The sequence below is a fragment of the Streptomyces sp. NPDC029041 genome (genome assembly GCF_040637515.1).
Lineage (GTDB): Bacteria > Actinomycetota > Actinomycetes > Streptomycetales > Streptomycetaceae > Streptomyces.
The window spans coordinates 90,965-117,859 of sequence record NZ_JBEZWO010000013.1 but is presented as its reverse complement, the minus strand read 5'-3'; the positions used below and the strand labels follow the sequence as shown (position 1 = coordinate 117,859).

The 26,895-nt window shown below is 72.3% G+C and carries 27 protein-coding genes; 18 read left to right on the top strand and 9 right to left on the bottom strand.

Features of this window, described 5'->3' with window-relative positions; all coding sequences use genetic code 11:
* Positions 1-106: 106 nt before the first annotated feature.
* The 3 genes from AB0F04_RS29920 to AB0F04_RS29910 all read left to right on the top strand — a co-directional run bounded on the left by AB0F04_RS29920 (position 107) and on the right by AB0F04_RS29910 (position 2,177).
* Complete coding sequence (locus AB0F04_RS29920; RefSeq protein ID WP_362046995.1) at positions 107-1,369, top strand: alpha/beta hydrolase; 1,263 nt, start codon at positions 107-109, stop codon at positions 1,367-1,369.
* Positions 1,338-1,856 (top strand): tRNA (adenosine(37)-N6)-threonylcarbamoyltransferase complex ATPase subunit type 1 TsaE, encoded by a 519-nt coding sequence (gene tsaE / locus AB0F04_RS29915; RefSeq protein WP_362046993.1) that lies wholly within the window; start codon positions 1,338-1,340, stop codon positions 1,854-1,856. Before AB0F04_RS29920 ends, tsaE begins: the two co-directional genes overlap by 32 nt.
* Positions 1,857-2,009: 153 nt before the next feature.
* The gene (locus AB0F04_RS29910; protein ID WP_362046991.1) at positions 2,010-2,177 is read left to right on the top strand and encodes a hypothetical protein; all 168 of its coding nucleotides are present in this window, start codon (positions 2,010-2,012) and stop codon (positions 2,175-2,177) included.
* 28 nt (positions 2,178-2,205) lie between these two features.
* Here the strand turns inward: AB0F04_RS29910 and AB0F04_RS29905 are convergent, their stop codons facing one another.
* Positions 2,206-2,772: a hypothetical protein gene (locus AB0F04_RS29905; RefSeq protein WP_362046989.1), complete on the bottom strand. Its 567-nt coding sequence runs from the start codon at positions 2,770-2,772 to the stop codon at positions 2,206-2,208.
* 113 nt (positions 2,773-2,885) lie between these two features.
* Here AB0F04_RS29905 and tsaB point away from each other — a divergent pair, with 113 nt between their 5' ends.
* From tsaB to AB0F04_RS29885, 4 genes are read left to right on the top strand one after another with little or no spacing between them, the layout of a single operon-like run.
* The gene (gene tsaB / locus AB0F04_RS29900) at positions 2,886-3,539 is read left to right on the top strand and encodes a tRNA (adenosine(37)-N6)-threonylcarbamoyltransferase complex dimerization subunit type 1 TsaB (protein WP_362046986.1); all 654 of its coding nucleotides are present in this window, start codon (positions 2,886-2,888) and stop codon (positions 3,537-3,539) included.
* Positions 3,536-4,042 carry a ribosomal protein S18-alanine N-acetyltransferase gene (gene rimI / locus AB0F04_RS29895; protein WP_362046983.1) on the top strand — a complete coding sequence of 169 codons (507 nt, stop codon included), beginning with the start codon at positions 3,536-3,538 and terminating at the stop codon, positions 4,040-4,042. The genes tsaB and rimI overlap by 4 nt, the downstream gene beginning before the upstream one ends.
* A complete protein-coding gene (tsaD, locus tag AB0F04_RS29890) occupies positions 4,035-5,123 on the top strand; it encodes a tRNA (adenosine(37)-N6)-threonylcarbamoyltransferase complex transferase subunit TsaD (protein ID WP_362046980.1) in 1,089 nt (362 codons plus the stop codon). Before rimI ends, tsaD begins: the two co-directional genes overlap by 8 nt.
* The gene (locus AB0F04_RS29885) at positions 5,120-5,377 is read left to right on the top strand and encodes a hypothetical protein (RefSeq protein WP_362046977.1); all 258 of its coding nucleotides are present in this window, start codon (positions 5,120-5,122) and stop codon (positions 5,375-5,377) included. The genes tsaD and AB0F04_RS29885 overlap by 4 nt, the downstream gene beginning before the upstream one ends.
* 9 nt (positions 5,378-5,386) lie before the next feature.
* Here the strand turns inward: AB0F04_RS29885 and AB0F04_RS29880 are convergent, their stop codons facing one another.
* Positions 5,387-7,714: a glycoside hydrolase family 3 N-terminal domain-containing protein gene (locus AB0F04_RS29880; RefSeq protein ID WP_362046974.1), complete on the bottom strand. Its 2,328-nt coding sequence runs from the start codon at positions 7,712-7,714 to the stop codon at positions 5,387-5,389.
* Positions 7,715-7,851: 137 nt separating this feature from the next.
* On the opposite strand from AB0F04_RS29880, the gene AB0F04_RS29875 reads away from it, so the two are divergent.
* From AB0F04_RS29875 to AB0F04_RS29860, 4 genes are all read left to right on the top strand, one after another.
* Positions 7,852-8,916 (top strand): LacI family DNA-binding transcriptional regulator, encoded by a 1,065-nt coding sequence (locus AB0F04_RS29875; protein WP_362046971.1) that lies wholly within the window; start codon positions 7,852-7,854, stop codon positions 8,914-8,916.
* Between the two features lie 152 nt (positions 8,917-9,068).
* A complete protein-coding gene (locus AB0F04_RS29870) occupies positions 9,069-10,118 on the top strand; it encodes an LCP family protein (protein ID WP_362046968.1) in 1,050 nt (349 codons plus the stop codon).
* Positions 10,119-10,247: 129 nt separating this feature from the next.
* Positions 10,248-10,604: a YciI family protein gene (locus AB0F04_RS29865; RefSeq protein ID WP_030854629.1), complete on the top strand. Its 357-nt coding sequence runs from the start codon at positions 10,248-10,250 to the stop codon at positions 10,602-10,604.
* Between the two features lie 738 nt (positions 10,605-11,342).
* Complete coding sequence (locus tag AB0F04_RS29860) at positions 11,343-12,566, top strand: sigma-70 family RNA polymerase sigma factor (protein WP_362047193.1); 1,224 nt, start codon at positions 11,343-11,345, stop codon at positions 12,564-12,566.
* A gap of 3 nt (positions 12,567-12,569) precedes the next feature.
* Here AB0F04_RS29860 and AB0F04_RS29855 read toward each other — a convergent pair whose 3' ends face one another.
* Positions 12,570-13,733: a methyltransferase domain-containing protein gene (locus AB0F04_RS29855; protein ID WP_362046965.1), complete on the bottom strand. Its 1,164-nt coding sequence runs from the start codon at positions 13,731-13,733 to the stop codon at positions 12,570-12,572.
* A gap of 179 nt (positions 13,734-13,912) precedes the next feature.
* Here AB0F04_RS29855 and AB0F04_RS29850 point away from each other — a divergent pair, with 179 nt between their 5' ends.
* The 5 genes from AB0F04_RS29850 (at position 13,913) to AB0F04_RS29830 (ending at position 19,089) form a co-directional block, all read left to right on the top strand.
* Positions 13,913-14,848 carry a polysaccharide deacetylase family protein gene (locus AB0F04_RS29850; RefSeq protein WP_362046962.1) on the top strand — a complete coding sequence of 312 codons (936 nt, stop codon included), beginning with the start codon at positions 13,913-13,915 and terminating at the stop codon, positions 14,846-14,848.
* Positions 14,845-15,654 (top strand): polysaccharide deacetylase family protein, encoded by an 810-nt coding sequence (locus tag AB0F04_RS29845; RefSeq protein ID WP_362046959.1) that lies wholly within the window; start codon positions 14,845-14,847, stop codon positions 15,652-15,654. The genes AB0F04_RS29850 and AB0F04_RS29845 overlap by 4 nt, the downstream gene beginning before the upstream one ends.
* 169 nt (positions 15,655-15,823) lie before the next feature.
* Positions 15,824-16,132: a co-chaperone GroES gene (groES, locus tag AB0F04_RS29840; protein ID WP_003974211.1), complete on the top strand. Its 309-nt coding sequence runs from the start codon at positions 15,824-15,826 to the stop codon at positions 16,130-16,132.
* Positions 16,133-16,248: 116 nt separating this feature from the next.
* Positions 16,249-17,874: a chaperonin GroEL gene (gene groL, locus AB0F04_RS29835; RefSeq protein ID WP_362046956.1), complete on the top strand. Its 1,626-nt coding sequence runs from the start codon at positions 16,249-16,251 to the stop codon at positions 17,872-17,874.
* A 162-nt stretch (positions 17,875-18,036) separates the two neighbouring features.
* On the top strand, positions 18,037-19,089 hold the full coding sequence (locus AB0F04_RS29830) for a hypothetical protein (protein WP_362046953.1): 1,053 nt from the start codon (positions 18,037-18,039) through the stop codon (positions 19,087-19,089).
* 683 nt (positions 19,090-19,772) lie between these two features.
* Here AB0F04_RS29830 and AB0F04_RS29825 read toward each other — a convergent pair.
* The 5 genes from AB0F04_RS29825 to AB0F04_RS29805 form a co-directional block, all read right to left on the bottom strand.
* Positions 19,773-20,249: a hypothetical protein gene (locus tag AB0F04_RS29825; RefSeq protein WP_362046950.1), complete on the bottom strand. Its 477-nt coding sequence runs from the start codon at positions 20,247-20,249 to the stop codon at positions 19,773-19,775.
* A 39-nt stretch (positions 20,250-20,288) separates the two neighbouring features.
* The gene (locus AB0F04_RS29820) at positions 20,289-21,467 is read right to left on the bottom strand and encodes an amidase domain-containing protein (RefSeq protein WP_362046948.1); all 1,179 of its coding nucleotides are present in this window, start codon (positions 21,465-21,467) and stop codon (positions 20,289-20,291) included.
* Between the two features lie 536 nt (positions 21,468-22,003).
* Positions 22,004-22,711 carry an ester cyclase gene (locus AB0F04_RS29815; RefSeq protein ID WP_362046945.1) on the bottom strand — a complete coding sequence of 236 codons (708 nt, stop codon included), beginning with the start codon at positions 22,709-22,711 and terminating at the stop codon, positions 22,004-22,006.
* A gap of 85 nt (positions 22,712-22,796) precedes the next feature.
* On the bottom strand, positions 22,797-23,570 hold the full coding sequence (locus AB0F04_RS29810; protein ID WP_362046942.1) for an SDR family oxidoreductase: 774 nt from the start codon (positions 23,568-23,570) through the stop codon (positions 22,797-22,799).
* Positions 23,571-23,664: 94 nt separating this feature from the next.
* Positions 23,665-24,333, bottom strand: a complete 669-nt coding sequence (locus AB0F04_RS29805) for an MOSC domain-containing protein (protein ID WP_362046939.1) — start codon at positions 24,331-24,333, stop codon at positions 23,665-23,667.
* Positions 24,334-24,413: 80 nt separating this feature from the next.
* Here AB0F04_RS29805 and AB0F04_RS29800 point away from each other — a divergent pair, with 80 nt between their 5' ends.
* Positions 24,414-25,313 carry a LysR family transcriptional regulator gene (locus tag AB0F04_RS29800; protein WP_362046936.1) on the top strand — a complete coding sequence of 300 codons (900 nt, stop codon included), beginning with the start codon at positions 24,414-24,416 and terminating at the stop codon, positions 25,311-25,313.
* 62 nt (positions 25,314-25,375) lie between these two features.
* Here AB0F04_RS29800 and AB0F04_RS29795 read toward each other — a convergent pair whose 3' ends face one another.
* The gene (locus tag AB0F04_RS29795; protein ID WP_053674553.1) at positions 25,376-25,705 is read right to left on the bottom strand and encodes a WhiB family transcriptional regulator; all 330 of its coding nucleotides are present in this window, start codon (positions 25,703-25,705) and stop codon (positions 25,376-25,378) included.
* Between the two features lie 379 nt (positions 25,706-26,084).
* Between AB0F04_RS29795 and AB0F04_RS29790 the strand changes: the two genes are divergently transcribed.
* Positions 26,085-26,696 carry a response regulator transcription factor gene (locus AB0F04_RS29790; protein ID WP_003948568.1) on the top strand — a complete coding sequence of 204 codons (612 nt, stop codon included), beginning with the start codon at positions 26,085-26,087 and terminating at the stop codon, positions 26,694-26,696.
* The last annotated feature ends 199 nt before the right edge of the window (positions 26,697-26,895 follow it).

The window sequence follows — 26,895 nt, the reverse complement described above, 5'->3', positions numbered from 1 at the left end:
CGCACAGAGAACCGGTCACACGAGAAACGGCAGTCACCAAGGCAACATCAGCACCACCCGACCCGGCGAGTCACCCGATCGGCACCCCGGTGAAGAGGAGCGGTACGTGAGCGAGAGCAGCGCGGAGGTCGTCGCGGACGTCGCCTCCGCGGCCGTCGCGGCCTCCGCCGCGGGGGCGGCGGGAGGCTGGCGCCGGGCGACCGGTATCGCCGGCGTGGCGATAGGCGTGGTGGCCGCGGGCGCGGCCGCCGGTGTCGCCCTGGAGCGGATGACGGTCGGCCGCGGCATGCGCCAGAAGGCCCGGCTCGCACTGGACTCGGCGGGACCGTACGGCTCCCTGCGGGGCATGCCCGGCAAGGCGTTCGCCGACGACGGCACGGAGCTGTACTACGAGGTCGACGACCTCGACGACGAGGCCGCCGCCCCCGCCGCCATCGGACCGCGCCGCCGGAGGCTGTTCGGCCGCAAGTCACCCGCCCCCGTCACCGTCGTCTTCAGCCACGGCTACTGCCTCAGCCAGGACTCCTGGCACTTCCAGCGGGCGGCCCTGCGGGGCGTCGTGCGGACCGTGCACTGGGATCAGCGCAGCCACGGCCGGTCCGGGCGGGGCCTGGCCCAGACCCGGGACGGCGAGCCGGTCACCATCGAGCAGCTGGGCCGGGATCTGAAGGCCGTCATAGACGCGGCGGCGCCCGAGGGGCCGCTGGTGCTCGTCGGGCACTCCATGGGCGGCATGACCGTGATGGCCCTGGCCGACCAGTACCCGGAGCTGATCCGCGAGCGGGTCGTCGGGGTCGCTTTCGTGGGCACGTCGTCGGGACGGCTCGGCGAGGTCAACTACGGCCTGCCCGTCGCCGGGGTCAACGCGGTGCGGCGGGTGCTGCCCGGGGTGCTGAAGGCGCTGGGGCAGCGGGCCGAGCTGGTGGAGAAGGGACGCCGGGCGACGGCGGACCTGTTCGCCGGGATCATCAAGCGGTACTCCTTCGCCTCCCGGGACGTCGACCCGGCCGTCGCCCGGTTCGCCGAGCGGATGATCGAGAGCACGCCGATCGACGTGGTCGCCGAGTACTACCCGGCGTTCAACGACCACGACAAGACCGAGGCGCTCGCCCACTTCGCCGACCAGCCGGTTCTCGTGCTGGCCGGGGTGCAGGACCTGGTCACGCCGAGTGAGCACAGCGAGGCCATCGCCGATCTGCTCCCCGACGCCGAGCTGGTGCTGGTGCCGGACGCGGGGCACCTGGTGATGCTGGAACACCCGGAAGTGGTCACCGACCGCCTCGCCGACCTGCTCACCCGCACGGGTGCCGTGCCCGCAGGGGCTACCGTGAAGGGTTATGGAAGCACCAGCACCGCACAGCCCGGCTGAGCCCGGCTCCGTCCAGATCGTCGTCACGTCCCCCGAGCAGATGCGGGAGCTGGGCCGCCGGCTCGCGAAACTGCTGCGCGCGGGTGACCTGGTGATGCTCAGCGGGGAGCTCGGCGCGGGCAAGACGACGCTGACCCGTGGGCTGGGCGAGGGGCTCGGCGTGCGCGGGGCCGTCACCTCACCGACGTTCGTGATCGCCCGGGTGCACCCCTCGCTGGGCGACGGACCGCCGCTGGTCCACGTCGACGCCTACCGGCTCTCCGGCGGTCTCGACGAGATGGAGGACCTCGACCTCGACGTCTCGCTGCCCGACTCCGTGGTCGTCGTGGAGTGGGGCGAGGGCAAGGTCGAGGAGCTGACCGAGGACCGGCTCCAGGTCGTGATCCACCGGACGGTGGGCGACACGACCGACGAGGTCCGGCAGATGACGGTCACCGGTGTGGGGGAACGCTGGGCCGCGGCGGATCTGAGCGTGCTCGCCGCCTGAGTCCGCCCGAGTCCGGGTGTGCGGGCATTCGATGGACGTTCCGACAAGACGTCGGCAAGATGTTGCATCCGGCGTCTTGTGCGTGGTCACATGGTATCCAGTCAGTGGTTAGGTGTGCCTAACCACGTTGCCCCGGCCCTTCGGGAGGCATCCATGTCGGCTACAGAGAGCAAGGGGCAGCCGCAGTGGTTCGCGGTCGCCGGGGTGTCCATGCGCGACCTGCTGGCGGCCGGTGAGGCGGCGGCGCTGCTCTCCACGCCCCCGCGCGCACCCGACCCGGAACTCTCCCGGCGCGACCCCGGGCACCGCGAAGCGGCCTGAAGCCTTGGGCCCGGCCCGCACCACGGGCCTAGCGGACGACCACGACCGTGCGGCCGATCGTCGCGAACGTCCACATCGCGTCGCCGTCCGCCCGGGATTCGCGGATGCCGCCCGTGCGGACCGTGTGGCCGGGGGCGGGAGCCGGGGCGGCCGACTCGTTCACGGCCGCGCTGAAGCCGATGACCACGCCGTCCACACTGGCGAAGCGCACCACGTGCTCGACCGGGACGCCGTCGGAGCCGGTCACCGAGTTGGAGCGGGACGTCACCGCGTAGCTGCCCGGAGCCGGGTCCACATCGCTCGGGTCGACCTTGAACGTACGGCTGATCGCCTCGTCCCCCGCGACCAGCCACACCCGGTCGCCGCGCAGCGAGTACACCACCCGGGCGCCCTTCCCGGAGTCGTCGGGCAGTGCGGTGGGGTCCTTCTCGACCCGGGGTGCCTTCGACGTACCGGCCGCCGGGGCGACGCCCTCCTTCGCCGCCCTGCCCAGCCCGGCCGGGACGCTCTCGGCGGCCTCGTGGGCGAGATGGCCGACGGTCGCGAGGGCCGCGGCGGTGAGCCCGGCCACGATTACCGAGCTGCTGGCTGCCACCGGTGCCCACCTCACGTCCTGCATGCTTGTCGTGACTCCAGGTGACGGTAGCAGCAGGTGACGACCCGACAGGCGCGGCCGTGCCGGGCCCCGGGGAGCCGTAGGCTGTTTGCGTGCTCTTGCTCGCTCTGGATACCGCCACGCCCGCTGTCACCGTCGCACTGCACGACGGACGCGATGTCATCGCCTCGTCGAGTCAGGTGGACGCGCGGCGGCACGGGGAACTGCTGCTGCCGGCGATCGACCGGGTGCTCGCCGAGGCCGGTCTGCGGCTCGACGCCGTCACCGGCATCGTCGCCGGGATCGGTCCGGGACCGTACACCGGGCTGCGCGTCGGCCTGATGACCGCCGACACCTTCGGGCTCGCGCTCGGCGTCCCCGTGCACGGTGTGTGCACGCTGGACGGCCTCGCCTACGCCTCCGACCTGCGGGGCCCGTTCGTCGTCGCCACCGACGCCCGCCGCAAGGAGGTGTACTGGGCCCGCTACACCGACTCCCGCACCCGGGTGACCGACCCGGCCGTGGACCGGCCCGCCGACATCGCCGAGCAGGTCGCGGGGCTGCCCGCGATCGGTGCCGGGGCGTTGCTGTACCCGGAGACCTTCCCCAAGGCGCACGAGCCCGAGCACGTCTCCGCCGCCGCCCTCGCCCGGCTTGCCGCCGAGAGGCTGGCGGCCGGCGAGGAACTCCCCGCGCCCCGGCCGCTGTACCTGCGCCGCCCCGACGCCCAGGTCCCCAAGAACTACAAGGTGGTCACCCCCAAGTGACCGAACCCGTGACGTGCACGCTGCGCGAGATGCGCTGGTGGGACATCGACCCCGTGCTGGAACTGGAACGGGACCTGTTCCCCGAGGACGCCTGGTCCCGGGGCATGTTCTGGTCCGAGCTCGCCCACGCGCGCGGGCCCGGGGCCAACCGGCGGTACGTGGTCGCCGAGTCCGGAGCGGGGATCGTCGGGTACGCCGGTCTCGTCGCCACCGGCGAGCAGGCGGACGTCCAGACCATCGCCGTCTCCCGCGACCTGTGGGGCACCGGCCTCGGCGGACGGCTGCTGGCCGAGCTGCTGCGGGCGGCCACCACCTTCGAATGCGCCGAGGTGATGCTGGAGTGCCGGGTCGACAACGTCCGCGCACAGAAGCTCTACGAGCGCTTCGGCTTCGAGCCCATCGGTGTCCGGCGCGGCTACTACCAGCCGGGGAACGTGGACGCCCTGGTGATGCGCCTGACCGCCCCCGAGAACTCCGTACAAGGAACCGAGATCAATGGCTGACGAACCCCTCGTACTGGGAATCGAGACCTCCTGCGACGAGACCGGCGTCGGCATCGTCCGGGGCACCACCCTGCTGGCCGACGCCGTCGCCTCCAGCGTCGACGAGCACGCCCGCTTCGGCGGTGTCGTCCCGGAGGTCGCGAGCCGTGCCCACCTGGAGGCGATGGTCCCGACCATCGACCGCGCCCTGAAGGAGGCGGGCGTGACCGCCCGCGACCTCGACGGCATCGCCGTCACCGCCGGTCCCGGTCTCGCCGGTGCCCTGCTGGTCGGCGTCTCCGCGGCGAAGGCCTACGCCTACGCGCTCGGCAAGCCCCTCTACGGCGTGAACCACCTCGCCTCGCACATCTGCGTGGACCAGCTGGAGCACGGCGCGCTGCCCGAGCCGACCATGGCCCTGCTGGTCTCCGGCGGCCACTCCTCGCTGCTGCTGTCCTCGGACATCACCTCCGACGTCCGCCCGATGGGCGCCACCATCGACGACGCGGCCGGAGAGGCCTTCGACAAGATCGCCCGCGTGCTGAACCTCGGCTTCCCCGGCGGCCCGGTCATCGACCGGTACGCGAAGGAGGGCGACCCGAACGCGATCGCCTTCCCCCGGGGCCTGACCGGCCCACGCGACCCGGTCTACGACTTCTCCTTCTCGGGGCTGAAGACCGCCGTGGCGCGCTGGATCGAGGCCAAGCGGGCGGCGGGGGAGGAGGTGCCGGTGCGGGACGTGGCGGCCTCCTTCCAGGAGGCGGTCGTGGACGTGCTGACCCGCAAGGCCGTCCGGGCCTGCAAGGACGAGGGCGTCGACCATCTGATGATCGGCGGCGGTGTGGCCGCCAACTCCCGGCTGCGCGTCCTCGCCCAGGAGCGCTGCGAGGCGGCCGGGATCCGGCTGCGCGTGCCGCGGCCCAAGCTGTGCACGGACAACGGCGCGATGGTCGCCGCCCTCGGCGCCGAGATGGTCGCCCGGGGCCGGGCGGCGTCGAGCTGGGACCTGTCGGCCGACTCCTCGCTGCCGGTGACGGAGCCTCATGTCCCGGGCGATCACGACCATGTGCACGAGGCCGGCGAGGAGAACCTGTACTCGTGACGGTCGCGCTGATGTGGGAGGCCCGGGCGTCCGAGGGGCGGGGCGAGGACCTGCTGGCCTGGGCGCGGGCCCAGGAGCTTCCCCGGGAGCCCCTGCGCCGGGAGACCTTCCGGGCGCCCCGGGACCGGGTCCTCGTCCTCACCTGGTGGGACGCCCCCTTCGACGCCGAGCTGCCCGAACTGCCCGAGCCGATCGGTGAGTTGATCACCCGGGCGGTGCATCGCTGGCGGTTCGAGTCGGTGGCGGTCGACTGACCGGGCCGGTCACGGCCGGCCGTTCCCGCCGGGGACCGGGGACACCTCCGTCTCGCAGCGCAGCCGCCGCTCCGGGCCGAGCGCCCGTACCGGGCCCGTGAGGGTGAGGTGCGCGGTGTGCCGTACGTCCGTGCTGGAGGCGGCCAGCCGCAGTTCCAGGGCGCCCGGTTCGACCACCCGGCGGCCCGAGCGGTCGGTGAACGCCGACAGGTCCGCGTGGAAGCGGAACGTGACCCGGGCCGCCTCGCCCGGGGCCAGCTCCACCCGCCGGTAGCCGATCAGCCGGACGTCGGGGCGGGTCACCGAGGCCACCGGATCGTGCAGGTACAGCTGCACGACCTCGGCACCCTCGCGTCCGCCGGTGTTCCGGACGGTCACCGACACGTCGTGGGAGCCGTCCGTGCCGATCCCGGCCGGTTCCGTCGCGGTGCCGTCCTCCCAGGCGAACGCCGTGTACGAGCGGCCGTGGCCGAAGGCGTACAGCGGGGTCGGGTCGAGATTGCTGACCTCGCCCGCGAGCCCCAGCGGCGGCTGGAGGTAGGTCCAGGGCTGTCCGCCCGCCACCCGCGGGACGCTGACGGGCAGGCGGCCCGAGGGATTCACACGGCCCGACAGGACACCCGCGACCGCCGGGCCGCCCTCCTCCCCCGGGAAGAACGCCTGCACGGCCGCCCCGAGGCGGCCGTGCCAGCGGCCCAGGGCGTAGGGGCGGCCGGTCAGCAGCACCAGCACCACGGGGACGCCGGTGGCGACCAGCGCGTCCAGCAGTTCGCCCTGGGCGCCCGGCAGGCCGAGGTCCGTGGCGTCGCAGCCCTCGCCGGAGGTGCCGCGGCCGAACAGGCCCGCCCGGTCCCCGAGGACCGCCACGCACACGTCCGCCTCGACGGTGCGGGCGATGGCCTCCTCGAAGCCGGCGGTGTCCGGGTCCGTCACGTCGCAGCCCTGCGCGAAGGTCACCTTGGCGTCGGGGAGTTCGGTGCGCAGGGCGTCCAGGAGGGTCGGGATCTCGATGCCGGCCGGCACCTCGGGGTGGTGGGTGAGGACGTGGGACGGGAAGGAGTAGCAGCCCAGCATGGCCAGGGCGTCGGCCGCCCGGGGGCCGACCACCGCGATGCGGGTGTCGGGGGCCAGCGGGAGCAGGCCGTCGGGGTTGTCGAGCAGGACCACCGACTCCTCCGCCAGGCGGCGCGCGAGGATGCGGTTGCCCGTCGAGTCGAGGTTGATCGCGGTGGTGGGCTCCGGGGTCCAGTCCTCGTCCAGCAGGCCCAGTTCGCACTTCTGGAGCAGGACGCGGCGGGCCGCCCGGTCCACGAGTTCCTCGGGCACTTCGCCCGAGCGGACCGCCGCCAGCAGCGGCCGGCCGTAGCACTTGACGGTCGGCAGTTCGACGTCGATGCCGGCGGTGAGCGCCGCGTGGGCCGCCCCGGCCGGGGTCGCGGCGACGCGGTGCAGGGTCTGGAGGAAGCCGATGCCGAAGTAGTCGGCGACGACCGTGCCGGTGAAGCCCCACTCCTCGCGCAGGAGACCGGTCAGCAGCCCGGGGTCCGCGGAGGCCGGGACCCCGTCCGTCTCGGTGTAGGCCGCCATCACCGAGCGGGCGCCACCCTCGCGCAGGGCCATCTCGAAGGGCGGCAGGGTCACGTCGGCGAACTCGCGGACGCCGGCCCGTACCGGTGCGAGGTTGCGGGCACCGGCCGAGGAGGCGTACCCGGCGAAGTGCTTGAGCGTGGCGACGACTCCCGCAGCTTCCAGGCCCCGCACATAGGCCGCGCCGACCGTGCCGACCAGGTACGGGTCCTCGCCGATCGTCTCCTCCACACGGCCCCAGCGCGGATCGCGTACGACGTCCAGCACGGGCGCGAGGCCCTGGTGGACGCCGGCCGAGCGCAGGTCGTCGCCGATGCGCCGGGCCATCTGCTCGACCAGCGGCGGATCCCAGGTCGCGCCCCAGGCCAGCGGGACCGGGTAGGCGGTGGCCTGCCAGGCGGTGAAGCCGGCCAGGCACTCCTCGTGCGCGATCGCCGGGATGCCGAAGCGCCCGGCCTCGGTGATGCGGCGCTGGGCGCGGGCCAGTGCCTGCGCGCCCAGCGCCGGGTCGACGGGGGCGGTGCCGAAGGAGCGCGTGAGCTGGCCCAGCCCGTGGCTGATCAGCTCGGCCCAGTCGTACTCGACGGTCATGTCGTGCTGGTGCGGAGCGACCCCGTCGCCGTCCGTCGCGGCGCCCACCCACACGCCGTACAACTGGGCGGTCTTCTCCTCCAGGGTCATCCGGGAGAGCAGGTCGTCGACGCGGGCGGTGGCGGGCAGCGCGGGGTCACGCCAGGGCGCGGTGGTCATGAAGCTCCTGTCGGGGGAACGGACGGCCCTCTCACGAACGTTTTCACGAATGTTTCGTTATGAACTTCGAATGTTCCGGGAACCTATGGCGGTGCGAGGACTTCGTCAAGGGGGCCCGCAGGGTTACGATCGCCGCCATGACATCCCCGGAGCCCGTTGAAAGCCGGACGCAGAACCGGACGCAGGGGCGCACCGCGCAGACCGCGACGCTCGCCGAGATCGCCCGTGAGGCCGGTGTGTCGGCGCCGACTGTTTCGAAGGTCCTGAACGGCCGCGCCGACGTCGCCCCGGCCACCCGGGCCCGCGTCGAGGACCTGCTGCGCGTCCACGGCTACCGGCGACGCCGCGCCGAGGCGACGCGTTCGCCCCTGATCGACCTGGTCTTCCATGAGCTGGAGAGCGCCTGGGCGATGGAGGTCATCCGGGGTGTGGAGAACGTGGCCCGGGACGCCGGCCTCAGTGTGGTGCTGTCCGAGAGCGCGGGGCGGCTCACCCCCGGGCGGACGTGGGCCGACCAGGTCGCCGCGCGCCGGCCGCACGGCGTGATCCTGGTCCTGTCCGGGCTCGACGCGTCGCAGCGGGCGCTGCTGACCAGCCGGTCCATCCCGTTCGTGGTGATGGACCCGGCCGGCGACCCGGGCGCCGACGTGCCGTCGATCGGCGCGACCAACTGGCAGGGCGGTCTCGCGGCCACCCGGCATCTGGTCGAGCTGGGGCACCGCAGGATCGGCGCGATCAGCGGGCCCTCGCAGATGATGTGCAGCCGCGCCCGGATCGACGGCTACCGGGCCGCGCTGGAGACGGCCGGGCTGCCGGTGGATCCCGCCCTGATCGCGAGCGGCGACTTCCACCACGAGGCCGGCTACCGGCTCGGGCTGGAGCTGCTGCGCCGCCCCGACCGGCCGACCGCGGTCTTCGCCGGGAACGACCTGCAAGCGCTCGGACTGTACGAGGCCGCACGTGAGCTGGGGCTGCGCATCCCCGAGGACCTGAGCGTGGTCGGGTTCGACGATCTGCCCGTGGCGCCCTGGGTCGGGCCCCCGCTGACGACCGTACGGCAGCCCCTGACCGAGATGGCCGAGGCGGCGGCCAAGCTGCTCCTCGATCTGGGGCGGGACGAGGGGACTCCGGCGGCGACCCGCGTCGAGCTGGCGACGAGCCTGGTGGTGCGCAGCAGTACCGCGGAGCCGGGGGAGCGGTAGGCGCCGTATCGGGGGACGGGTTTCGGACACCTCCGCCCGAGCCGAAGCCAATCGGCAGGCCCGCCGAAAGTTTCGGCGGTCCTGCGCCCTGAAATCTGAGAATTTCCGAAGAAAGGCCGTGCTGAACTCCCTGGCCGTAATAATTCGGACTTATGTTCCTGCTCGTGACGGGACATCAGGGGGATCAGGACGCAGAAGCGGGCCGGCGGTCGAGAGCGCTGAGGATCGCCGGCCTCATCCTGGCGGGGACGCTGCTGCTGGGCGCCGGAGCCGCCGGATGGGCCTACTGGCACCTCAGTGACAACATCACCGGCGTCGACATCGACAACGCGCTGGGCGACAACCGGCCGCCCAAGCCGGTGACCACGCCGTCACCCGCGGCCCCCGCCGTGCCGAGCGAGGCCCTCAACATCCTGGTCCTGGGCTCGGACTCGCGCAGCGGCAAGGAGAACCGCAGGCTCGGCGGCGGTGACAGCTCGGGCGCCCGCTCCGACACGGCGATGGTCGTCCACCTCGACGCCGGGCGGACCAGCGCGACGATCGTGAGCATCCCGCGCGACACCCTGGTCACCCGCCCGTCCTGCCCACGCCCCGCCGGGGGTACGACAGAAGTCGCCCACCGGTCCATGTTCAACAGCGCCTATGAGGTGGGCGGTCCGGTCTGTGCGGTGAAGACGGTCGAGGCGATGACGCACGTCCGCATGGACCACTACCTCGAAATCGACTTCTCCGGCTTCGCCCGGCTGGTCGACGCGCTCGGCGGCGTCACCGTCACCACGGAGGAGGACATCGCCGACGAGGACAGCCATCTGCGGCTGAAGGCGGGCACCCATCACCTGGACGGCACCCAGGCCCTCGCGCTCGCCCGCACCCGGCACGGCATCGGCGACGGCAGCGACCTGGGCCGCATCGGCCTTCAGCAGAAGCTGGTGAAGGCCCTGCTGGAGCAGATCGCCTCCCAGGATCTGCTCACCGACCCGGCCAAGCTGTACCGCGTCGCCGACACGGTCACCGCCGGCCTCACCACCGACACCGGCCTGGACTCCCTCGCGGAACTGACCGGCCTCGGGCAGAGCCTCCATGGCCTCTCGGCGAGCGGCGTACGGACCGTCATGATGCCCGTGGTGCAGGCGCCGTCGGATCCCAACCGGGTGGTGGCCGAGGAACCCCAGGCCCGGAAGCTGTGGGAGTCGCTGCGCTGAACTGGGTAAACGCGTCGCGGTAGAAATCCGCGAAGAAATCGCGGCGAGCGTGTCGATCCGGCGGGCCCCCGATCGACGCAGGGGTGAGAGCGGGGAAGCGCCCCGCTCCGCAGAACCCGAGGAGTGACCATGCCACGCTTTCTCACCCTGATCCGCATCGACGAGAAGAACGCCCCCGCCGAGGGTCCGAGCCCCGAGCTCATGGAGCGGATGGGCACGTTGCTGGAGGAGATCACCAAGGCCGGGGTCATGCTCGACACGGCCGGACTCACGCCGACCTCGGACGGCAGCCGGGTGACCTGGGAGGGCGGGCAGTTGTCCGTCACCGACGGGCCGTTCACCGAGTCCAAGGAGGTCATCGGCGGCTACTCGATCAGCCAGTGCAAGGACAAGGCCGAGGCGATCGAGTGGACCAAGCGGTTCCTGTCCCTGCACGAGGACTACTGGACGATCACCGCCGAGGTCCGGCAGATCGCCGAGGACTGACCGGCCCTCGCGCCGGTTCGGCTTGGCCGGACGGCACCACGGGTGTCTGATGGGGCTTGGCCGGACGGCACCACGGGTGTCTGATGGTGGGCTGTGACCCCGCAGCCCACCCCGACCCCGGAGCCGCATCCGGCCTCGCGGCCCACGCCGGATGCGGGCCCGGCCCCGGTCTCGGGTCCTGCCTCGGCCTCGAGCCCTGCCTCGGCCTCGGAGCCGTCTCCGGCGTCGCGGCCCATGCCGGATGCGGGCCCGGCCCCGGTCTCGGGTTCTGCCCCGGACCCGGAGCCCGCCCCGGCGTCGCGGCCCACGCCGGATGCGGGCCCGGCCTCGGCCTCGGCCCCGGCCCCGGTCTCGGACCCGGCCTCGGAGCCGTCTCCGGCGTCGCGGCCCACGCCGGATGCGGGCCCGGCCCCGGCCCCGGCCTCGCGGCCCACCCCGGATGCGGGCCCGGCCCCGGCGTCGCGGCCCACGCCGGATGCGGGCCCGGCCCCGGCCCCGGCCCCGGCCTCGGACCCGGCCCCGGCCCCGGCCTCGGCCCCGGAGCCCGCCCCGGCCTCGCGGCCCACCCCGGATGCGGGCCCGGCCCCGGTCTCGGGTCCTGCCCCGGCCTCGGACCCCGCCCCGGCCCCGGAATCGGCCAAAGGCCCGCAGACCGGCCTGGATTCGGAGCCGACCTCACCCCCGGCCCCGGCCCCGGACCCGTCCCCACCGCCCCGGCCCGACCGCACCGCCGAGGCCATCGAGACCGTCTTCCGCATGGAGTCGCCCCGGATCATCGCCGGCGTCACCCGGGTCGTCCGGGACGTCGGCATCGCCGAGGAACTCGCACAGGACGCGCTGGTCGCGGCGTTGGAGCAGTGGCCGCGGGAGGGGGTGCCCGGCAACCCGGGCGCCTGGCTCATGACCACCGCCCGCCGCCGCGCCGTCGACCTGGTCCGGCGCCGGGAGAACTACGCCCGCAAGCTGGCGGAGATCGGCCGGGACCTGTCGGCCGTGGCGCCCCCGGAGGAGCCCGCCGATCCCGACGACATCGACGACGACCTGCTGCGCCTGGTCTTCACCGCCTGCCACCCGGTCCTGTCCACCGAGGCCCGCACCGCCCTCACCCTGCGCCTGCTCGGCGGCCTGACCACGGCCGAGATCGCCCGCGCCTTCCTGGTCCCGGAGCCGACGATCGCGCAGCGCGTCGTCCGCGCCAAACGCACCCTCGCGACGCGGAACATCGCCTTCGAGGTGCCCCACGGCGCCGACCGCGAGGCCCGCCTCGGCTCGGTCCTCGACGTCATCTACCTGATCTTCAACGAGGGATACGCCGCCACGGCCGGCGACGACTGGCTCCGCCCCTCCCTGTGCGAGGACGCCCTGCGCCTGGCCCGGGTGCTCTCGGCCCTGATGCGGAAGGAACCCGAAGTGCACGGCCTCACCGCCCTCCTGGAGCTCCAGGCCTCCCGGACGGCTGCCCGCACGGGCCCGTCCGGCGAGCCGGTCCTCCTGAAGGACCAGAACCGCTCGCGCTGGAACCGCATGCTCATCGCCCGCGGCTTCGCCGCGCTGGGCCGGGCCGAGGCCACCTCCTCCGGCGCCCCGGGCCCGTACACCCTGCAAGCGGCCATCGCCGCCTGCCACGCGCACGCGTACACCTACGAGGAGACCGACTGGTCCCGCATCGCCACCCTCTACGGCCTGCTGGCGGCCCGCTCCCCGTCCCCGGTCGTGGAACTGAACCGCGCGGTGGCCGTCTCGATGTCCGAGGGCCCGGGCCCGGCGCTCGCCCTGGTCGACGCCCTGGCCGCCGACCCGGCCCTGCGGGGCTACCACCTGCTGCCCAGCGTCCGCGGCGACCTCCTCGCCCGCCTCGGCCGTACGCGGGAGGCCCGTGCGGAGTTCGAACGGGCGGCGTCGCTCACCCGGAACGAGAGGGAGCGGGACCTGTTGCTGCGGAGGGCGGCCGAACCGTCCTGAAGGTCAGGCGGGGTGCCCGACGAGCATCGCCGGCGCCCCCGCGACCCGGGTCAGGAACACCGTCGCCGCGTGCGGGCCCTGCGGCTTGACCTTCCTGCGGAGCTCCTCCGGCTCGACCGCAGAGCCCCGCTTCTTCACCGTCAGCGTGCCGACCTGCCGCTCCCGCAGGAGGGCCTTCAGCCGCTTGACGTTGAAGGGCAGGTGGTCGGTGATCTCGTAGGCCGTGGCGTACGGGGTCGGAAGCAGGGCGTCGGCCGTGACGTACGCGATGGTCGCGTCGAGCAGGCCGCCGTCGACCCGGTCGGCCACCTCGGCGACCAGGTGGGACCGGATGACGGCGCCGTCGGGCTCGTAGAGGTAGCGGCCGGGCGGGCGGACGCCGGGGTCGGGCAGGCCACGGGAGAGCAGGGTGCGCGGGCCCGGCAGGAGGGTCGCCCGGACCGCCCCCGGCTCGGTGCCGAACCACAGCACCGCCTCCTTGACGTCCCCGCCGTCGGAGATCCACTCGGCCTCGGCGTCCTCGGGGACCGCCTCGTGCGGGATACCGGGCGCGATCTTCAGTGCGGCGGCGCGCGGGGCCCGGCGGGCGGCGGAGACCGCCCAGGACAGGGGCGGCGAGTAGGCCTCGGGGTCGAAGATCCGGCCGCGTCCGCCGCGCCGGGCGGGGTCCACGAAGACGGCGTCGAATCCGGCCGTGTCCACCTCCGTCACGTCGGCCTCGCGCACCTCGACGAGACCGGCCAGGCCCAGCGCGTCGGCATTGGCCCGGGCCGCGGCGGCGGTCTGCGGATCCCGGTCCACGGCCAGGACCCGGATTCCGGCGCGGGCCAGCGCGATCGCGTCCCCGCCGATGCCGCAGCACAGGTCGGCGACCGAGGTCACGCCCAGCTCCGCGAACCGCCGCGCCCGGTGGGCCGCCACGCTCGCCCGGGTCGACTGCTCGACGCCGTTCGGTGTGAAGAACATCCGGCCCGCGTCCTCGGCTCCGAACTTCGCCACCGCCCGCTGCCGCAGCCGCGCCTGGCCCAGCGCCGCCGACACCAGCTCGGCGGGGTGCTCGCGGCGCAGCCGGGTCGCGACGGCCAGCTCCTGCGCGGGTTCGGTGTCCCGCACCTCGTCGAGGAGGGCGCGGCCTTCGGGGGTGAGGAGGAGGGCGAGGTCGTTCACCGGATCATTGTCGGCCACGGGGGCAGGGGCCGGACCGGCGGTGGCCGGTCCGGTGCGAGCGACGGCTGAGCGGGCCGCTCGTGGCGTGCGGCCGGTGTGTGGGCCGGTCGGGGGATGACGGGACGCCGGCCGAGGTGTCGGACCGGGCCGACGGCAGGGGGCTGCGAGGATCCGGCATCATGCGAGCAGTCGTACAAAATGACAAAAGGTGGGCGACGGGACGGGCGTCCGCCGGCGTACGGATCGTCGTCGCCGTGCTCGTCCTCGCCGCCATCGCCTCCGGCTGCGCGCAGGACGGCGGCGACCAGGTCACCCCGGCCGGCGGCCAGCAGCCCCTCGACGCACCCCCGGCCCGCGCGCTCGACTCCTACGCCACCAAGCTGCGCGCCGCGCAGGCCGCCCGGGTCGCCGCCGCGCACCGCTGGGGTCTGCGCAAGGTCCCGTCGGCCGCCCCGCCCGCCCCCGCGAAGAAGCCCAGGGTCAGGACCCGCAAGGGCTTCGAGGTGGACGGCCACCGGAAGCTGGACCTCCCGCCCGTCTTCACCAGGATCCCCACCCGGGACAAGGTCGTCTTCCTGACCATCGACGACGGCGCGGAGAAGGACCCGGCGTTCCTGCGGATGATGAGCGAGCTCGACGTCCCCTACAGCGCCTTCCTCAGCGGCTACCTGGTCAGGAACGACACCCGCTACTTCCGGAAGATGCAGTCCCGGGGCGTGGTCCTGCACAACCACACCCTCAACCACCCCAACCTGCGGGGCATGTCCTACCGGAAGCAGAAACGCGAGATCTGCGGCATGCAGCGCTACATGGAGAGGCGGTTCGGCACCCGCCCCACCCTCTTCCGCCCGCCCTACGGCAGCTACGACCGGGCGACCCTGCGGGCCGCCAGGACTTGCGGCATCACCTACGTGCCCCTGTGGAACGAGGAGGTCTTCGCCGACCACTGGGAGTACCGCGACGGGGGCCGGAAGCTGCATCCGGGTGACATCGTCCTCACGCACTTCCGGGGTCGTGACCAGTGGAAGGGCACCATGGCCGACATGATCCGCCGATTCCTGAACAAGGTCACGGCCCAGGGGTACGCGGTCGGGCGGCTGGAGGACTACCTGTGAGGCGCCGGGCGGCCGTACTGCTGTGCGCGTTCCTGCTGTCCGGCTGCTCCGGGGCGGCGGGAGAGCGGCCGGGCATCGCCGACGGCCGGGCCCGGGCCCCGGCGCGCGAGGTGAACGACACGCGGCGGCTGCCGCCCGTGGTGGACCATGTCGCCACCCGCGAACCCGTCGTCTTCCTCACCTACGACGACGGCGCCGCACGCGACCCCCGCTTCGCGGGCCTCGTCCGCGAACGGCGGCTCCCGGTCAGCCTGTTCCTCACGGACAGCGTCACGGGGCCCGGCTACGGCCACTTCGCCCGGCTGCGCGCGGTCGGCGCGTCCCTCCAGAACCGCACCCTCGACCACCCCGCCCTGCGCGGCCTGCCCTATGCCGGCCAACGCGCCGAGATCTGCGGCCAGCAGCACAAACTCCGCTCCCGCTTCGGCACCGTCCCCCGCCTCTTCCGCCCGCCCTACGGCACGTACGACACCACGACCCTGCGCGCCGCCGCCGACTGCGGCATCACCGCGGTCGTCCTGTGGCGCGCGTCCCTGAACGCCGAGGGCGAACTGACGTACATCCGCGGCGAGCGTGGGCTGCGGGCCGGCGACATCGTCTCGGTGCCGTCGGACGGGACGGAGCCGCGCACCCTGGCCGCACGGACGCTGCGGCTGCTGCGGGAGATCGAGGCCAGGGGGCTGCGCGTGGGGCGGCTGGAGGATCACGTGGAGGGTCGCCCGCAGGGCCACTCGGAGGCCCACTCGGAGGACCACTCGGAGGACCACCGGGAGGACGCGGCTGCCCGACGCGCCGCAGGCAATTAGCAGTCCGCTTGACCGAGTGCTAATCGCAGTCATAGTCTCGGCTCTGGCACTCCCCCTAGGAGAGTGCCAACACAGCGACGGGCAGGTCCGGCACCCGCGACGACGGATCCACCTGGTCGCCACCTCAGACAGTTAACCCCGTGAGATCTCCGAAGGGGGAGGTCGGATCGTGACGACCACCAGCTCCAAGGTTGCCATCAAGCCGCTCGAGGACCGCATCGTGGTCCAGCCGCTCGACGCCGAGCAGACCACCGCCTCTGGCCTGGTCATCCCGGACACCGCCAAGGAGAAGCCCCAGGAGGGCGTCGTCCTGGCCGTGGGCCCGGGCCGCTTCGAGGACGGCAACCGTCTTCCGCTCGACGTCTCCGTCGGCGACGTCGTGCTCTACAGCAAGTACGGCGGCACCGAGGTGAAGTACAACGGCGAGGAGTACCTCGTCCTCTCGGCCCGCGACGTGCTCGCGATCGTCGAGAAGTAATTCACCCCAAGCACATTGCTTTGAACTGCGCCCCTGGCCCCCGCGATCGCTAAGAAGCCGGGCGCCCGGGGCGCAGTGCCGTATATCCCAGATTCCGGAAGAGGGCTCACGCTCCCATGGCGAAGATCCTGAAGTTCGACGAGGACGCCCGTCGCGCCCTCGAGCGCGGCGTCAACAAGCTTGCCGACACGGTCAAGGTGACGATCGGCCCCAAGGGCCGCAACGTCGTCATCGACAAGAAGTTCGGCGCTCCCACCATCACCAACGACGGTGTGACCATCGCCCGTGAGGTCGAGGTCGAGGACCCGTACGAGAACCTCGGTGCCCAGCTGGTCAAGGAGGTGGCGACCAAGACCAACGACATCGCGGGTGACGGTACGACCACCGCGACCGTGCTCGCCCAGGCGCTCGTGCGCGAGGGCCTGAAGAACGTCGCCGCCGGTGCCTCCCCGGCCGCCCTGAAGAAGGGCATCGACGCCGCCGTCGCCGCCGTTTCCGAGGACCTGCTCGCCACGGCCCGCCCGATCGACGAGAAGTCCGACATCGCCGCCGTCGCCGCGCTGTCCGCCCAGGACCAGCAGGTCGGCGAGCTCATCGCCGAGGCGATGGACAAGGTCGGCAAGGACGGTGTCATCACCGTCGAGGAGTCCAACACCTTCGGTCTGGAGCTGGACTTCACCGAGGGCATGGCCTTCGACAAGGGCTACCTGTCGCCGTACTTCGTGACGGACCAGGAGCGCATGGAAGCCGTCCTGGACGACCCGTACATCCTCATCACGCAGGGCAAGATCTCCGCCATCGCCGACCTCCTGCCGCTGCTGGAGAAGGTCATCCAGTCCAACGCCTCCAAGCCGCTGCTGATCATCGCCGAGGACGTCGAGGGCGAGGCCCTCTCCACCCTCGTCGTGAACAAGATCCGCGGCACGTTCAACGCCGTCGCCGTGAAGGCCCCCGGCTTCGGCGACCGCCGCAAGGCGATGCTGCAGGACCTGGCCGTCCTCACCGGCGCCACGGTCGTCTCCGAGGAGGTCGGCCTCAAGCTCGACCAGGTCGGTCTCGACGTGCTCGGCTCCGCCCGCCGCATCACCGTCACCAAGGACGACACCACGGTCGTCGACGGCGCCGGCAACAAGGACGACGTGCAGGGCCGCGTCGCCCAGATCAAGGCCGAGATCGAGTCCACCGACTCCGACTGGGACCGCGAGAAGCTCCAGGAGCGCCTCGCGAAGCTGGCCGGCGGCGTGTGCGTCATCCGCGTGGGTGCCGCCACCGAGGTCGAGCTCAAGGAGCGCAAGCACCGTCTGGAGGACGCCATCTCCGCGACCCGCGCCGCGGTCGAGGAGGGCATCGTCTCCGGTGGTGGCTCCGCGCTCGTCCACGCCGTGAAGGTCCTCGAGGACAACCTCGGCAAGACCGGCGACGAGGCCACGGGTGTCGCCGTCGTCCGCAAGGCCGCCGTCGAGCCGCTGCGCTGGATCGCCGAGAACGCCGGCCTGGAGGGTTACGTCATCACCTCCAAGGTCGCCGAGCTCGAGAAGGGCCAGGGCTTCAACGCCGCCACCGGCGAGTACGGCGACCTGGTCAAGGCCGGCGTCATCGACCCGGTCAAGGTCACCCGCTCCGCCCTGGAGAACGCCGCCTCCATCGCCTCCCTCCTCCTCACGACCGAGACCCTGGTCGTCGAGAAGAAGGAAGAGGAGGAGCCGGCCGCCGCGGGCCACGGCCACGGCCACGCCCACTGAGGCATGACGGCTGAGGGCTGACGACGTTGGCCCGCCCGAGCCCGAGCGAAGGCCCGGCACCCCGGAAACGGGGCGCCGGGCCTTCGCCGTTCCGGCCCGCCGGTCCTGGAACCGGCGAGACCGTCACCGGCCTCCTACACACCGGAACCGAAGGGGGATGCGATGAGCCAGGCGCTCTACGAGGAACGGTCCCGGAATCCGCTGGCGCGCACCGCGGAACTCACCGACGTCCGGCTGCGCAGGGGCGGCCGGACCACACCGCTGGAAGAGCTGAACCTCGCCGCCATGGCCGAGGCGTATCTGCGGGGGCGCTGGCTCGGCGGCGGCGGAACCGAACGCCCCCTGGAGTCGCTGGCGCAGGGCCCGGGCGTCGTCCCGGTCACCCGCGTGACCGGCACGACCGCGCCCCTGAAGGTGCGCCGCACCGCCGACTTCGCCCACGCGCTGGGGGAACTGGCCGTGCGCAGGTGCGGCGGGGCGGACCAGGTGGCCGCACTCGCCGAGCGGGCCCGGGTGGAGGGCGTGCCCCTGTGGATCGCCCGCCGGTACGCGCCGGGTCCCGCCGGGACGGTCGCCGTCGCCGTGGACCGGCGCCTGGTCCGCGTGGACGTCTGGGGCCCGCACGCTCCCGCCGTACGGCTCCGCGCACCGTGGGGTCATCGCCCCGACGCGGCCGACCGGACGGGCGGCCTGGTCATGACCGTCGGTGACAGCGCGGCACGGCTCGAACTGCGCAAGAGGATGCGCAAGTCCAAGAGCAGCGTCGAGATCCGCCTGCCCGACCGGCACTGGACACTGCGCCGCGAGAACGCCGAGAGCTCGTGGCTGCTGCGCGACGACCGGCGCGTCGCCCTGCTGACCCGCCCCTCACGGTGGCCCGGCCCTCCGCCCGGCACGGTGCTGCTGCCGCTGGCCGACGTGCACCACGAGAGCCCCGACCCCCTGGACGCCGTCATGGCGCACGCGGTCGCCGTCTCCTTCGGCCTGGGCGACACGACGGGCCTGGCCCGGTTCCGTGCCGTGAGGTCCCGCCGGGAGACGGACGACGAACTCTGGCAGCGCCCCTGGTTCAGCAACCTCGGCCGCGACCGCGACGACAACGAACCCGGCGGTGGCGACGGCTGGGGCAGCGACGGCGGGGACGGCGGCGACGGGGGAGGGGGCGGCAGCGACGGCGGCGGCGGGGACGGAGGAGGCGGGGGCGGCGGAGATTAGCCGTCCCGCGACCCACGGCTCCCGCGTCCCGAGAAGCCTTCGCCCGGGGCGGCTCACCAGGACGCGCAGTGGGAGTGGAGGCTGGCGCGAGCCGCAGCCCTGAAGTGGTCCCAGGTACGCAACTTCCGCCGGCTGTCCTCCATCACCGTCCCCCTCGGCACCGTACTCGTCGCCGCCGCCACCGCATTCGCCACGGGGGTCGCGGGAGCCTGGGCCCAGCAGGAACTCCAGCCCCCGCCCGGCGGCCCGTCACCGTCATCGACCGCCCCGGCTCAACCCGTGGGCCAGCCCGCACCCTGACCGCCGATGCCCCGGTCCTCTGTTTCCCCGGGCAGCAGCCGGCACGGATGTCCGTCTTCAAGCCCGTCGCGCGACGACGTCACGGAAAGCCGGTCGGGTCGTCCCGGCACGTTGTGACGTCGTTCCGTGCCGTCCGCATGAGAACGGGCCAGGCGGCGCGGGGACGTTCTGTCCCTCACGTGCCGCCGTGCACCGCCCACGGGGTCCATCGCATACGGCACCTCGGCCAGAAAGCAGTCGGCACCGAACCGCTCGGCCGGTGGTCGGCGAGAGCACCGTGCCCGTCCGGCTTCGGACGGGGCCACGCCGTCCGGCTTACGGTGTGTCCGGCCGGGTGATGGCCCGGTCCGAGATGTCGGATCGCGCCACCACGACGGTGTTCGTCAGGAACGCGGCTTGTCGGTCGCGGCGGATTCCTTGCCCGGCTCAGCGGGCTGGTCGGTGAAGACCGTCAGGTGCCACGTTCCCTTCTCCCGTGTGACGGTGAAGGTGTCCCGCAGGGGCTCGCCCTTCTTGTCCTCGGCGAGGAGGCGGGCCGAGCCGACGTCCGGACCCATGTCGTGCTGGATCCGCACGTCCTTGATCCTCCAGCCGCGTCCGCCCCGGTCGGCGAGGATCCGCTCGGCCTCCTGCCGGGACCATTCCTCGTCCTCGACGCCCCCGACCGAGATCAGCTCGGAGGCGTTGCGGGAGTTGAGGGCCTGGACATAGGCCTCGACGGCATCACGGGCCCCGTCGGAGGATGCCGATGCCGAAGACGAGGGTGCCGAGACCGCGGGCGGGGCTTCATCGTCCTGGGACGAACAGCCGGATGCGACAACCAGAGCGGCCGCCACGGCCAAGAGGCGTCGACGTTGCACAGCACACTCCTGCTTTCCGGTGAGGGGACGGGCAACCTGTCAGGTGCGGTGCGCATACCACCAGGCACGCGGGTAGTCGGAGAGGATCTTCTTCAGGCTTTTGTTGTGGGTGTCGCCGGTGTGGTAGGTCAGATACGGCGTACCGCGGTACTTCTTCGTGACGATCATGGTGTGATCGATGTTGTTGTTGCGGTTGAAGTCGGCCTGGAGAACATCGGCCGAGGCCAGCTTCCACACGTTGCTGAGTATCTTGGTCCGCTTCGAGTGCTTCTTCGCGAACCAGTACCAGTTTTCGGCCCCGGCCCACGTGTAGCTGGTCGTGAAATTCGTCGGCCCGTAGAACCAGTACTTGTTGCTCTTCCGCTGGATGATGGCGCCGCCCTTGGGCCCCCAGCCGCCGGCCAGCATCGCCTGGGAGATGAAGTTGGTGCAGTCGTTGCCGTACGTGCGGTAGGCGTCGTTGTGGTTGTTCCAGTACTTGTTGGCGTAGGACACCATCTTGCCGTAGTTGTAGTTCGCCGTAACCGTGGGTTTGACGTTGTCGACGCTGTTGTCGGGCAGCGGTTCGACGTCAGCCCCGGCGTCCTTGCTCCCTTCGGCCTCGTCCGGCGTCCCGCCCCCGTCGTCGACGGCGGGGTCGACGTCCACGTCGGCCACCTGGGTCGTTGCGGTCGGCCCGCCTTCCGCGTCGGCCTCGTCGGCCGACAGCAGCCAGGCACCGTCGGGGCCCTGGGTGAACTGCACCGTGTGGGGGAGTGACAACTCCTCGTACTCCGGCGCGCCTTCTTCGACTTCCTGAGGTGTGAACGGGAGGTACAGGCGGGTGTGCTCGGTGAGTTGAAGCGTTGCCGACTGGCCGGTGACGCTCGCGTCGGTGACCTTCACGTCAACCTCCGCTCTCGTATAGCCGCCGTCGGCTTCCTCGTACCGCCGGCCTTTCTCCGCCAGGGCGGCGAACTCGTCCTGTACCTGGGCCGTCATGGAGCGAGTCGCCTGAACCTGCCCGCGGGCGGACTTCACCGCAGGACGGGCCGTTGTCAGCAGGTCGGCCCGCTGCTGAAGGTAGCCCTCGGCGAGCTGGGTGAGTTCGGTGGTGTCGGCGCCCGCCGACGGAGTCGCCGCGGGCGAGGGCGTCTGAGCGTGTGCGGGTGTGCCGATGAGCGTGAGTGTCGCCGCCACCGTGGTCGCGGCCAGGGCGATGACAGGTCTGTGCCCCATGGTGCGCATGAATCCCCCTGCATGAGCTGACTGGTCGGCCTCAGCCTGTATGGCAGGAGATCGAATGCGAACACGTCGTTCCCGTACGGCGGATTCCGGATTCAGGAATGGCCGATTCCTGGTCGAGGTGTTTTCGATATACGTCAGATAGGGCCCTGCTGAGACAGGTTCTCACGGGTTTCGCAGCTCGAGGGGTTCACTTTGTGCCGCTGAGAACTGCAGCAGCGCGCGGGAAGCCGGTCGGGAGGAAGGTGGTGATCCTGCCCTGACGACAGGCCCAGAATCCTAGTCGTCCCCACTGACAGCGACGCCCGGGCGTTTCGGCTGCGGCGGCACTGTGAGGCCTGGCCGCCATGCTGCCGACGCCGGGCCACGCAGCGCACTCGGTGCATCGCGCTCACGGCCACCGCTTCCGGCTGCCTGCCCTCCGGACATCGTGCCGTGTCGGCACAGCCGCCGCTCAGACAGAGCATGGACACCGCACAACCTCGTGAGTGCACCATCGACGCGTCGGCCGGCCGAAGCAGCCCCCGAGGTCAGAGCTCCGCAGGATCCAGCACCCCAAGCTGCTGCATCAGCCCCAGCCGGTCGTACTGCCACCAGCCCTCGGCGATCTTCCCGTCCGGAGTGCAGCGGTGGACGGTCGTCCCCGTCATGGTGACCTCCTGCCCGGTCGGCGGGATCCCGAGGAACTCCCCGGTGTGCCGCCCGTGGAAGGTCCACCGCGTGCACACCCGGTCGCCCTGCGCCATCTGGTCCTCGAGGGTGAACGAGAAGTCGAACCCGCCCCGCCACACCTCCACCTCGCGCCGGACCGCGTCCAGCCCGATCACGTCCTGCACATTGGCGGGATCGTGGTCGTGGTAGTCCTCGATGAACACGTCGTTGAACGGCGGCGCGTCCCCCTGGCCCGGCGCGAGCTCGAAGAACCTGCGCGCGGTGGCCGCGTACAGCTGCTCGTCCCGCACCACGTCCAGGTCCGTGAAGGTCGGCGTCTCCTCGCAGAGCGCCACCATGTCCTGGAAGATCCGGTCGGTCTCCGGCAGCCCGGAGTTGCGCATCGCCTCCTCGTACGACGGGAACTCCACGATCTCCACGATGTGCGAGGCATCGGCCCGGTCCTTCGCCACCACGCTGTGCGACGCGGTCCGCTTCCCCTTGGTCTGCTCGACCCACCGGTCCATCAGCCGGTTCATCTCGTCGAGCCGGCTGGTCCTGCATTCGATGAGCTGTACGAAGGTCATGGCCTCGCCTCCGGCCCCCCTGGGTCCGGCTGAACAGCTCCATTGTCCCAACAGGGGCCGCCCGTCGCCTCTCGGCCCAAGCCTCCTACTGCGGCCCGTACTTCCGCCCCGTCCTGGAGGAGACGGCGCCCAGCATCCCCCGCGGCACCAGCTTCGCCGCCCCCATCAGCGCCTTGTAGCGCGGGTCCGGAATGGACAGCGTCCTGCCGCGGGCCAGATCGTGCAGCGCCGCCGCCACCAGCTTGTCCGCGTCGAGCCACATCCAGCCCGGGATGTTGTCAGTGCCCATGCCGGCCCGCTCGTGGAACTCGGTGCGCACGAACCCCGGGCAGAGCGCCATCAGCCGTACGCCGCTGCCGGCCAGGTCGCGCGCCGCGCCCTGCGTGAACTGCACGACCCAGGCCTTGGAGGCGCCGTAGGTGCCCCGGGGAACGAAGGCGGCCACCGACGCGACGTTGACCACGCCGCCGCGGGCGCGCTCGCGCATCGCCGCCGTCGCCGCCGACGTCAGCCGCAGCACCGCCTCGCAGTGCACCTTCAGCATGCGCAGCTCGTCGTCCATGGAGACGTCGAGATAGCGGCCCTTGTTGCCGAAGCCGGCGTTGTTGATCAGCAGGTCGACGGGGTTCTTGCGGTCGCCGAGGCGCGCGGCCACCGCCTCGATGCCCTTGTCCTCGGCCAGGTCGGCCGTCAGCACCTCCGCCTCGATGCCGTGCCGGTCGTGCAGCTCGGTCGCCTGTTCCCTAAGCCGCTTGGTGTCGCGGGCCACCAGCACCAGGTTGTGCCCGTCCGCAGCCAGTCGCCGCGCGAACGCGGCCCCGATGCCTGCCGTCGATCCCGTAATCAGAGCCGTTGTCATGGCAGAAGGTTAGTGACCCGGACTGAGTGCGTCCGCTTCCCCTCGGGGCCGTCCGGGGTGAAGGGTCGGTGGCGACAGGCGCGGTGAGCCGCCGTCAGGCCCCGTACTTCTCCTGATATTCACGGGCCGTCCTCAGCGCCTCCGGGTGCAGGGCCTCGCCCGCGGCCACCAGCCGCGGCAGCAGCGTCCGCTCGGTCGTCACCGCCCGGAACTGCAGCGCCACCGTCACGTCGTGACCCGGCCGGTGCACGATCTCGACGGCATCGCCCGCGCGGATCTCCCCGGGCTCGATCACGCGCAGATACGCCCCCGGTGCCCCCCGCTGCGTGAACCGCTTCACCCAGCCCTTCTCGTCCAGATGGCCCTGGAACGTACGGCACGGGATCCGCCCGGAGGTGACTTCCAGCACCACCTCGGGGCCGATGCGCCAGCGTTCGCCGATCAGCGCGCCGGACACGTCCAGGCCGCGGGTCGTGAGGTTCTCGCCGAAGGCGCCGTCGGGCAGGGTCCGGCCCAGCTCGCGCTCCCACGCGTCCATGTCCTCGCGGGCCATGGCGTACACCGCCTGGTCGTCACCGCCGTGGTGCTCCAGCTTGCACACCGCGTCCCCGGCCAGCCCGCTCCCGCCGACGCCCTTGGGCCCGGGCGCGGACACCCGCACCGGTCCGTCCACCGGCCGCTTGTCGATCCCGGTCACGCCCTGCGGGTTGTCCGTGTACGGCACGGCCACGGCGCGTCCCAGATTCACTGACAGAAGCTTCATGCCCGCACGGTAGGCGACCACGGCCCAAAGCGTCGACGCATTATCGGCATCAGCATCAAAGGGTGACTTATCCTGGAAGGGTGATCGAAGCACGTCATCTCCGCGTCCTGCGCGCCGTCGCGACCACCGGTTCCTTCTCCGCCGCGGGCCGCGAGCTGGGCTGCACGCAGCCCGCCGTCAGCCAGCAGATGAAGGCCCTGGAGACATCCGTGGGCACGCCGCTGCTGATCCGCACCGGACGCGAGATGCGCCTGACCCAGGCCGGTGAGGCCTTGGTGCGGCACGCCGCCGGGATCCTCTCCGGGCTCACGGCGGCGGAGGAGGAGGTCGCCGCCATCGCCGGGCTGCGCGCGGGACGGGTCCGGCTCGTCTCCTTCCCCAGCGGCAGCTCCACCCTCGTCCCCACGGCCCTCGCCGCACTGCGCGAGGCACACCCCGGCACCCGCGTCTTCCTGGAGGAGGCCGAGCCGCCCGCGTCCGTCGGCCTGCTGCGCGAGGGCGACTGCGACGTGGCGCTGGCCTTCCGCTACGAGGGGGCGGCCGGCTCGGAGGAGTGGGACGACCTCGTCGTACGACCGCTGCTGTCCGACCGGCTCGTCGCGCTCGTGCCGGAACGCCACCGGCTCGCGGGCGCGCGGTCCGTCGCGATCGGCGAACTCGCCGAGGAGCCGTGGATCGCGGGCTGCCCGCGCTGCCGCGGACAGCTGGTGGAGGTGTGCGCTGCGGCCGGCTTCACCCCCCGCATCGACTTCGCGACCGACGACTACCCCGCGGTCGCCGGACTCGTGGGGGCCTCACTGGGTGTGGCCGTCCTTCCCCAGCTGGCCGTCGAGTCGGTCCGGCCCCGGGGAGTGCGCGCCGTGCGGCTGGAACCGGAGGTGCGGCGGGAGATCGTCGCGCTCACCCTGCCCGACCTCGCACAGGTCCCGGCCGTGGCGGCGACACTCGACCAGCTGGCCCGGGCCGCCCGCCGCCAGTAGCGGCCCCCTCGCGTCAAAAACCAACGGCACGCGTGCGCGTGCCCGTGTGCAGAAACGTTCCTTCAGTTGTTCGAGGCGGAGTGTCCGCCCGGTGCCGACGCCGACACCAGCCGGTTGCGCGCCCGCCCCATCAGCTCTTCGCGCTCGTCCTCGGTCAGCCCGCCCCACACGCCGTACGGCTCACGCACCGCCAGGGCGTGAGCAGCGCACTCCGCGCGTACCGGGCACCTCATGCAGACCTCTTTGGCCGAGTTCTCACGAGCGCTCCTCGCCGCACCGCGCTCGCCCTCCGGATGGAAGAAGAGCGAGCTGTCCACCCCGCGACAGGCAGCCAGCAGCTGCCAGTCCCACAGGTCCGCGTTCGGTCCGGGAAGGCGGGAGAAATCTGCCATTACGTGACCCCTTGTAGCCGTTCTGGGCGGATCCGGTGTCTACGACCGTACAACTACGATCTAAGGAGATGAAAATATGACTCATTGCGAATCTATCTCCAGACACTGGCAAAGCGGAAGAAATGGGTCTGAATGGGGCATAGCTTGTGATGAAAGTTCGAGGGTCTGCTGTGCATACCGGCACCGTGTCCGCCCCCTCACGTAGAGTGCCGAAGAGGGCAGCCGCCCCCGTAACTCTTTCGGGTGACCGTCGTTGAGAGTGCGAGGCGGTTGAAGGAACAAGTGCTCGGGCGTGCGTCCGAGACGGTCGACCGCACAGGTGACGATTCGTACCAGCCTGGAGGCTCAAGGTGACGTGCATCAGCTGCGGAGGGCGGTCATGACTTCCGTCCTCGTCTGCGACGACTCCCCGCTTGCCCGAGAGGCGCTTCGTCGTGCGGTGGCGACCGTGCCCGGCGTAGAGCGTGTGACGACGGCGGCCAACGGCGAGGAGGTCCTCCGCCGCTGGGGGGCCGACCGCTCGGACTTGATTCTGATGGACGTACGCATGCCCGGACTGGGCGGCGTCGAGACGGTCCGGCGGCTGCTGTCCGCCGACCCCGGTGCGCGCATCATCATGCTCACCGTCGCCGAGGACCTGGACGGCGTGGCCCTCGCGGTCGCCGCCGGGGCCCGCGGCTACCTGCACAAGGACGCCTCCCGCGCGGAACTGCGCGCGACGGTGACCCAGGCCCTGGCCGACCCGACCTGGCGGCTCGCCCCGCGCCGGCTGCGCTCGGCCGAGATGGGCGCGGCGCCCACGCTCACCGCGCGTGAGATCCAGGTCCTCGAAGGCATGAGCCACGGCCGCTCGAACGCCGAGATCGGCCGCGAGCTGTTCCTCTCCGAGGACACCGTCAAGACGCACGCCCGGCGCCTGTTCAAGAAGCTCGGCGCCTCGGACCGGGCCCACGCCGTGGCGCTCGGCTTCCGGTGGGGTCTGGTGCGCTAGGGCCTGTCCTTCGGATCGGGCCGGCTTCGACGCCGCGCGGCCTCTGGCCGGGGCTGGAGAGCGGGGGCATGTGGATGCCCCCGCGCGAGCCGCACGCGCACGGACCGGAGCCGGCGGCCGACGGCGGCGCCGACGGGGGATTCCCCCTGCCCGGGCGAGGCCGGGAACCCGGCAGCGCGCAGGCGAGGGCCCGCGTCCC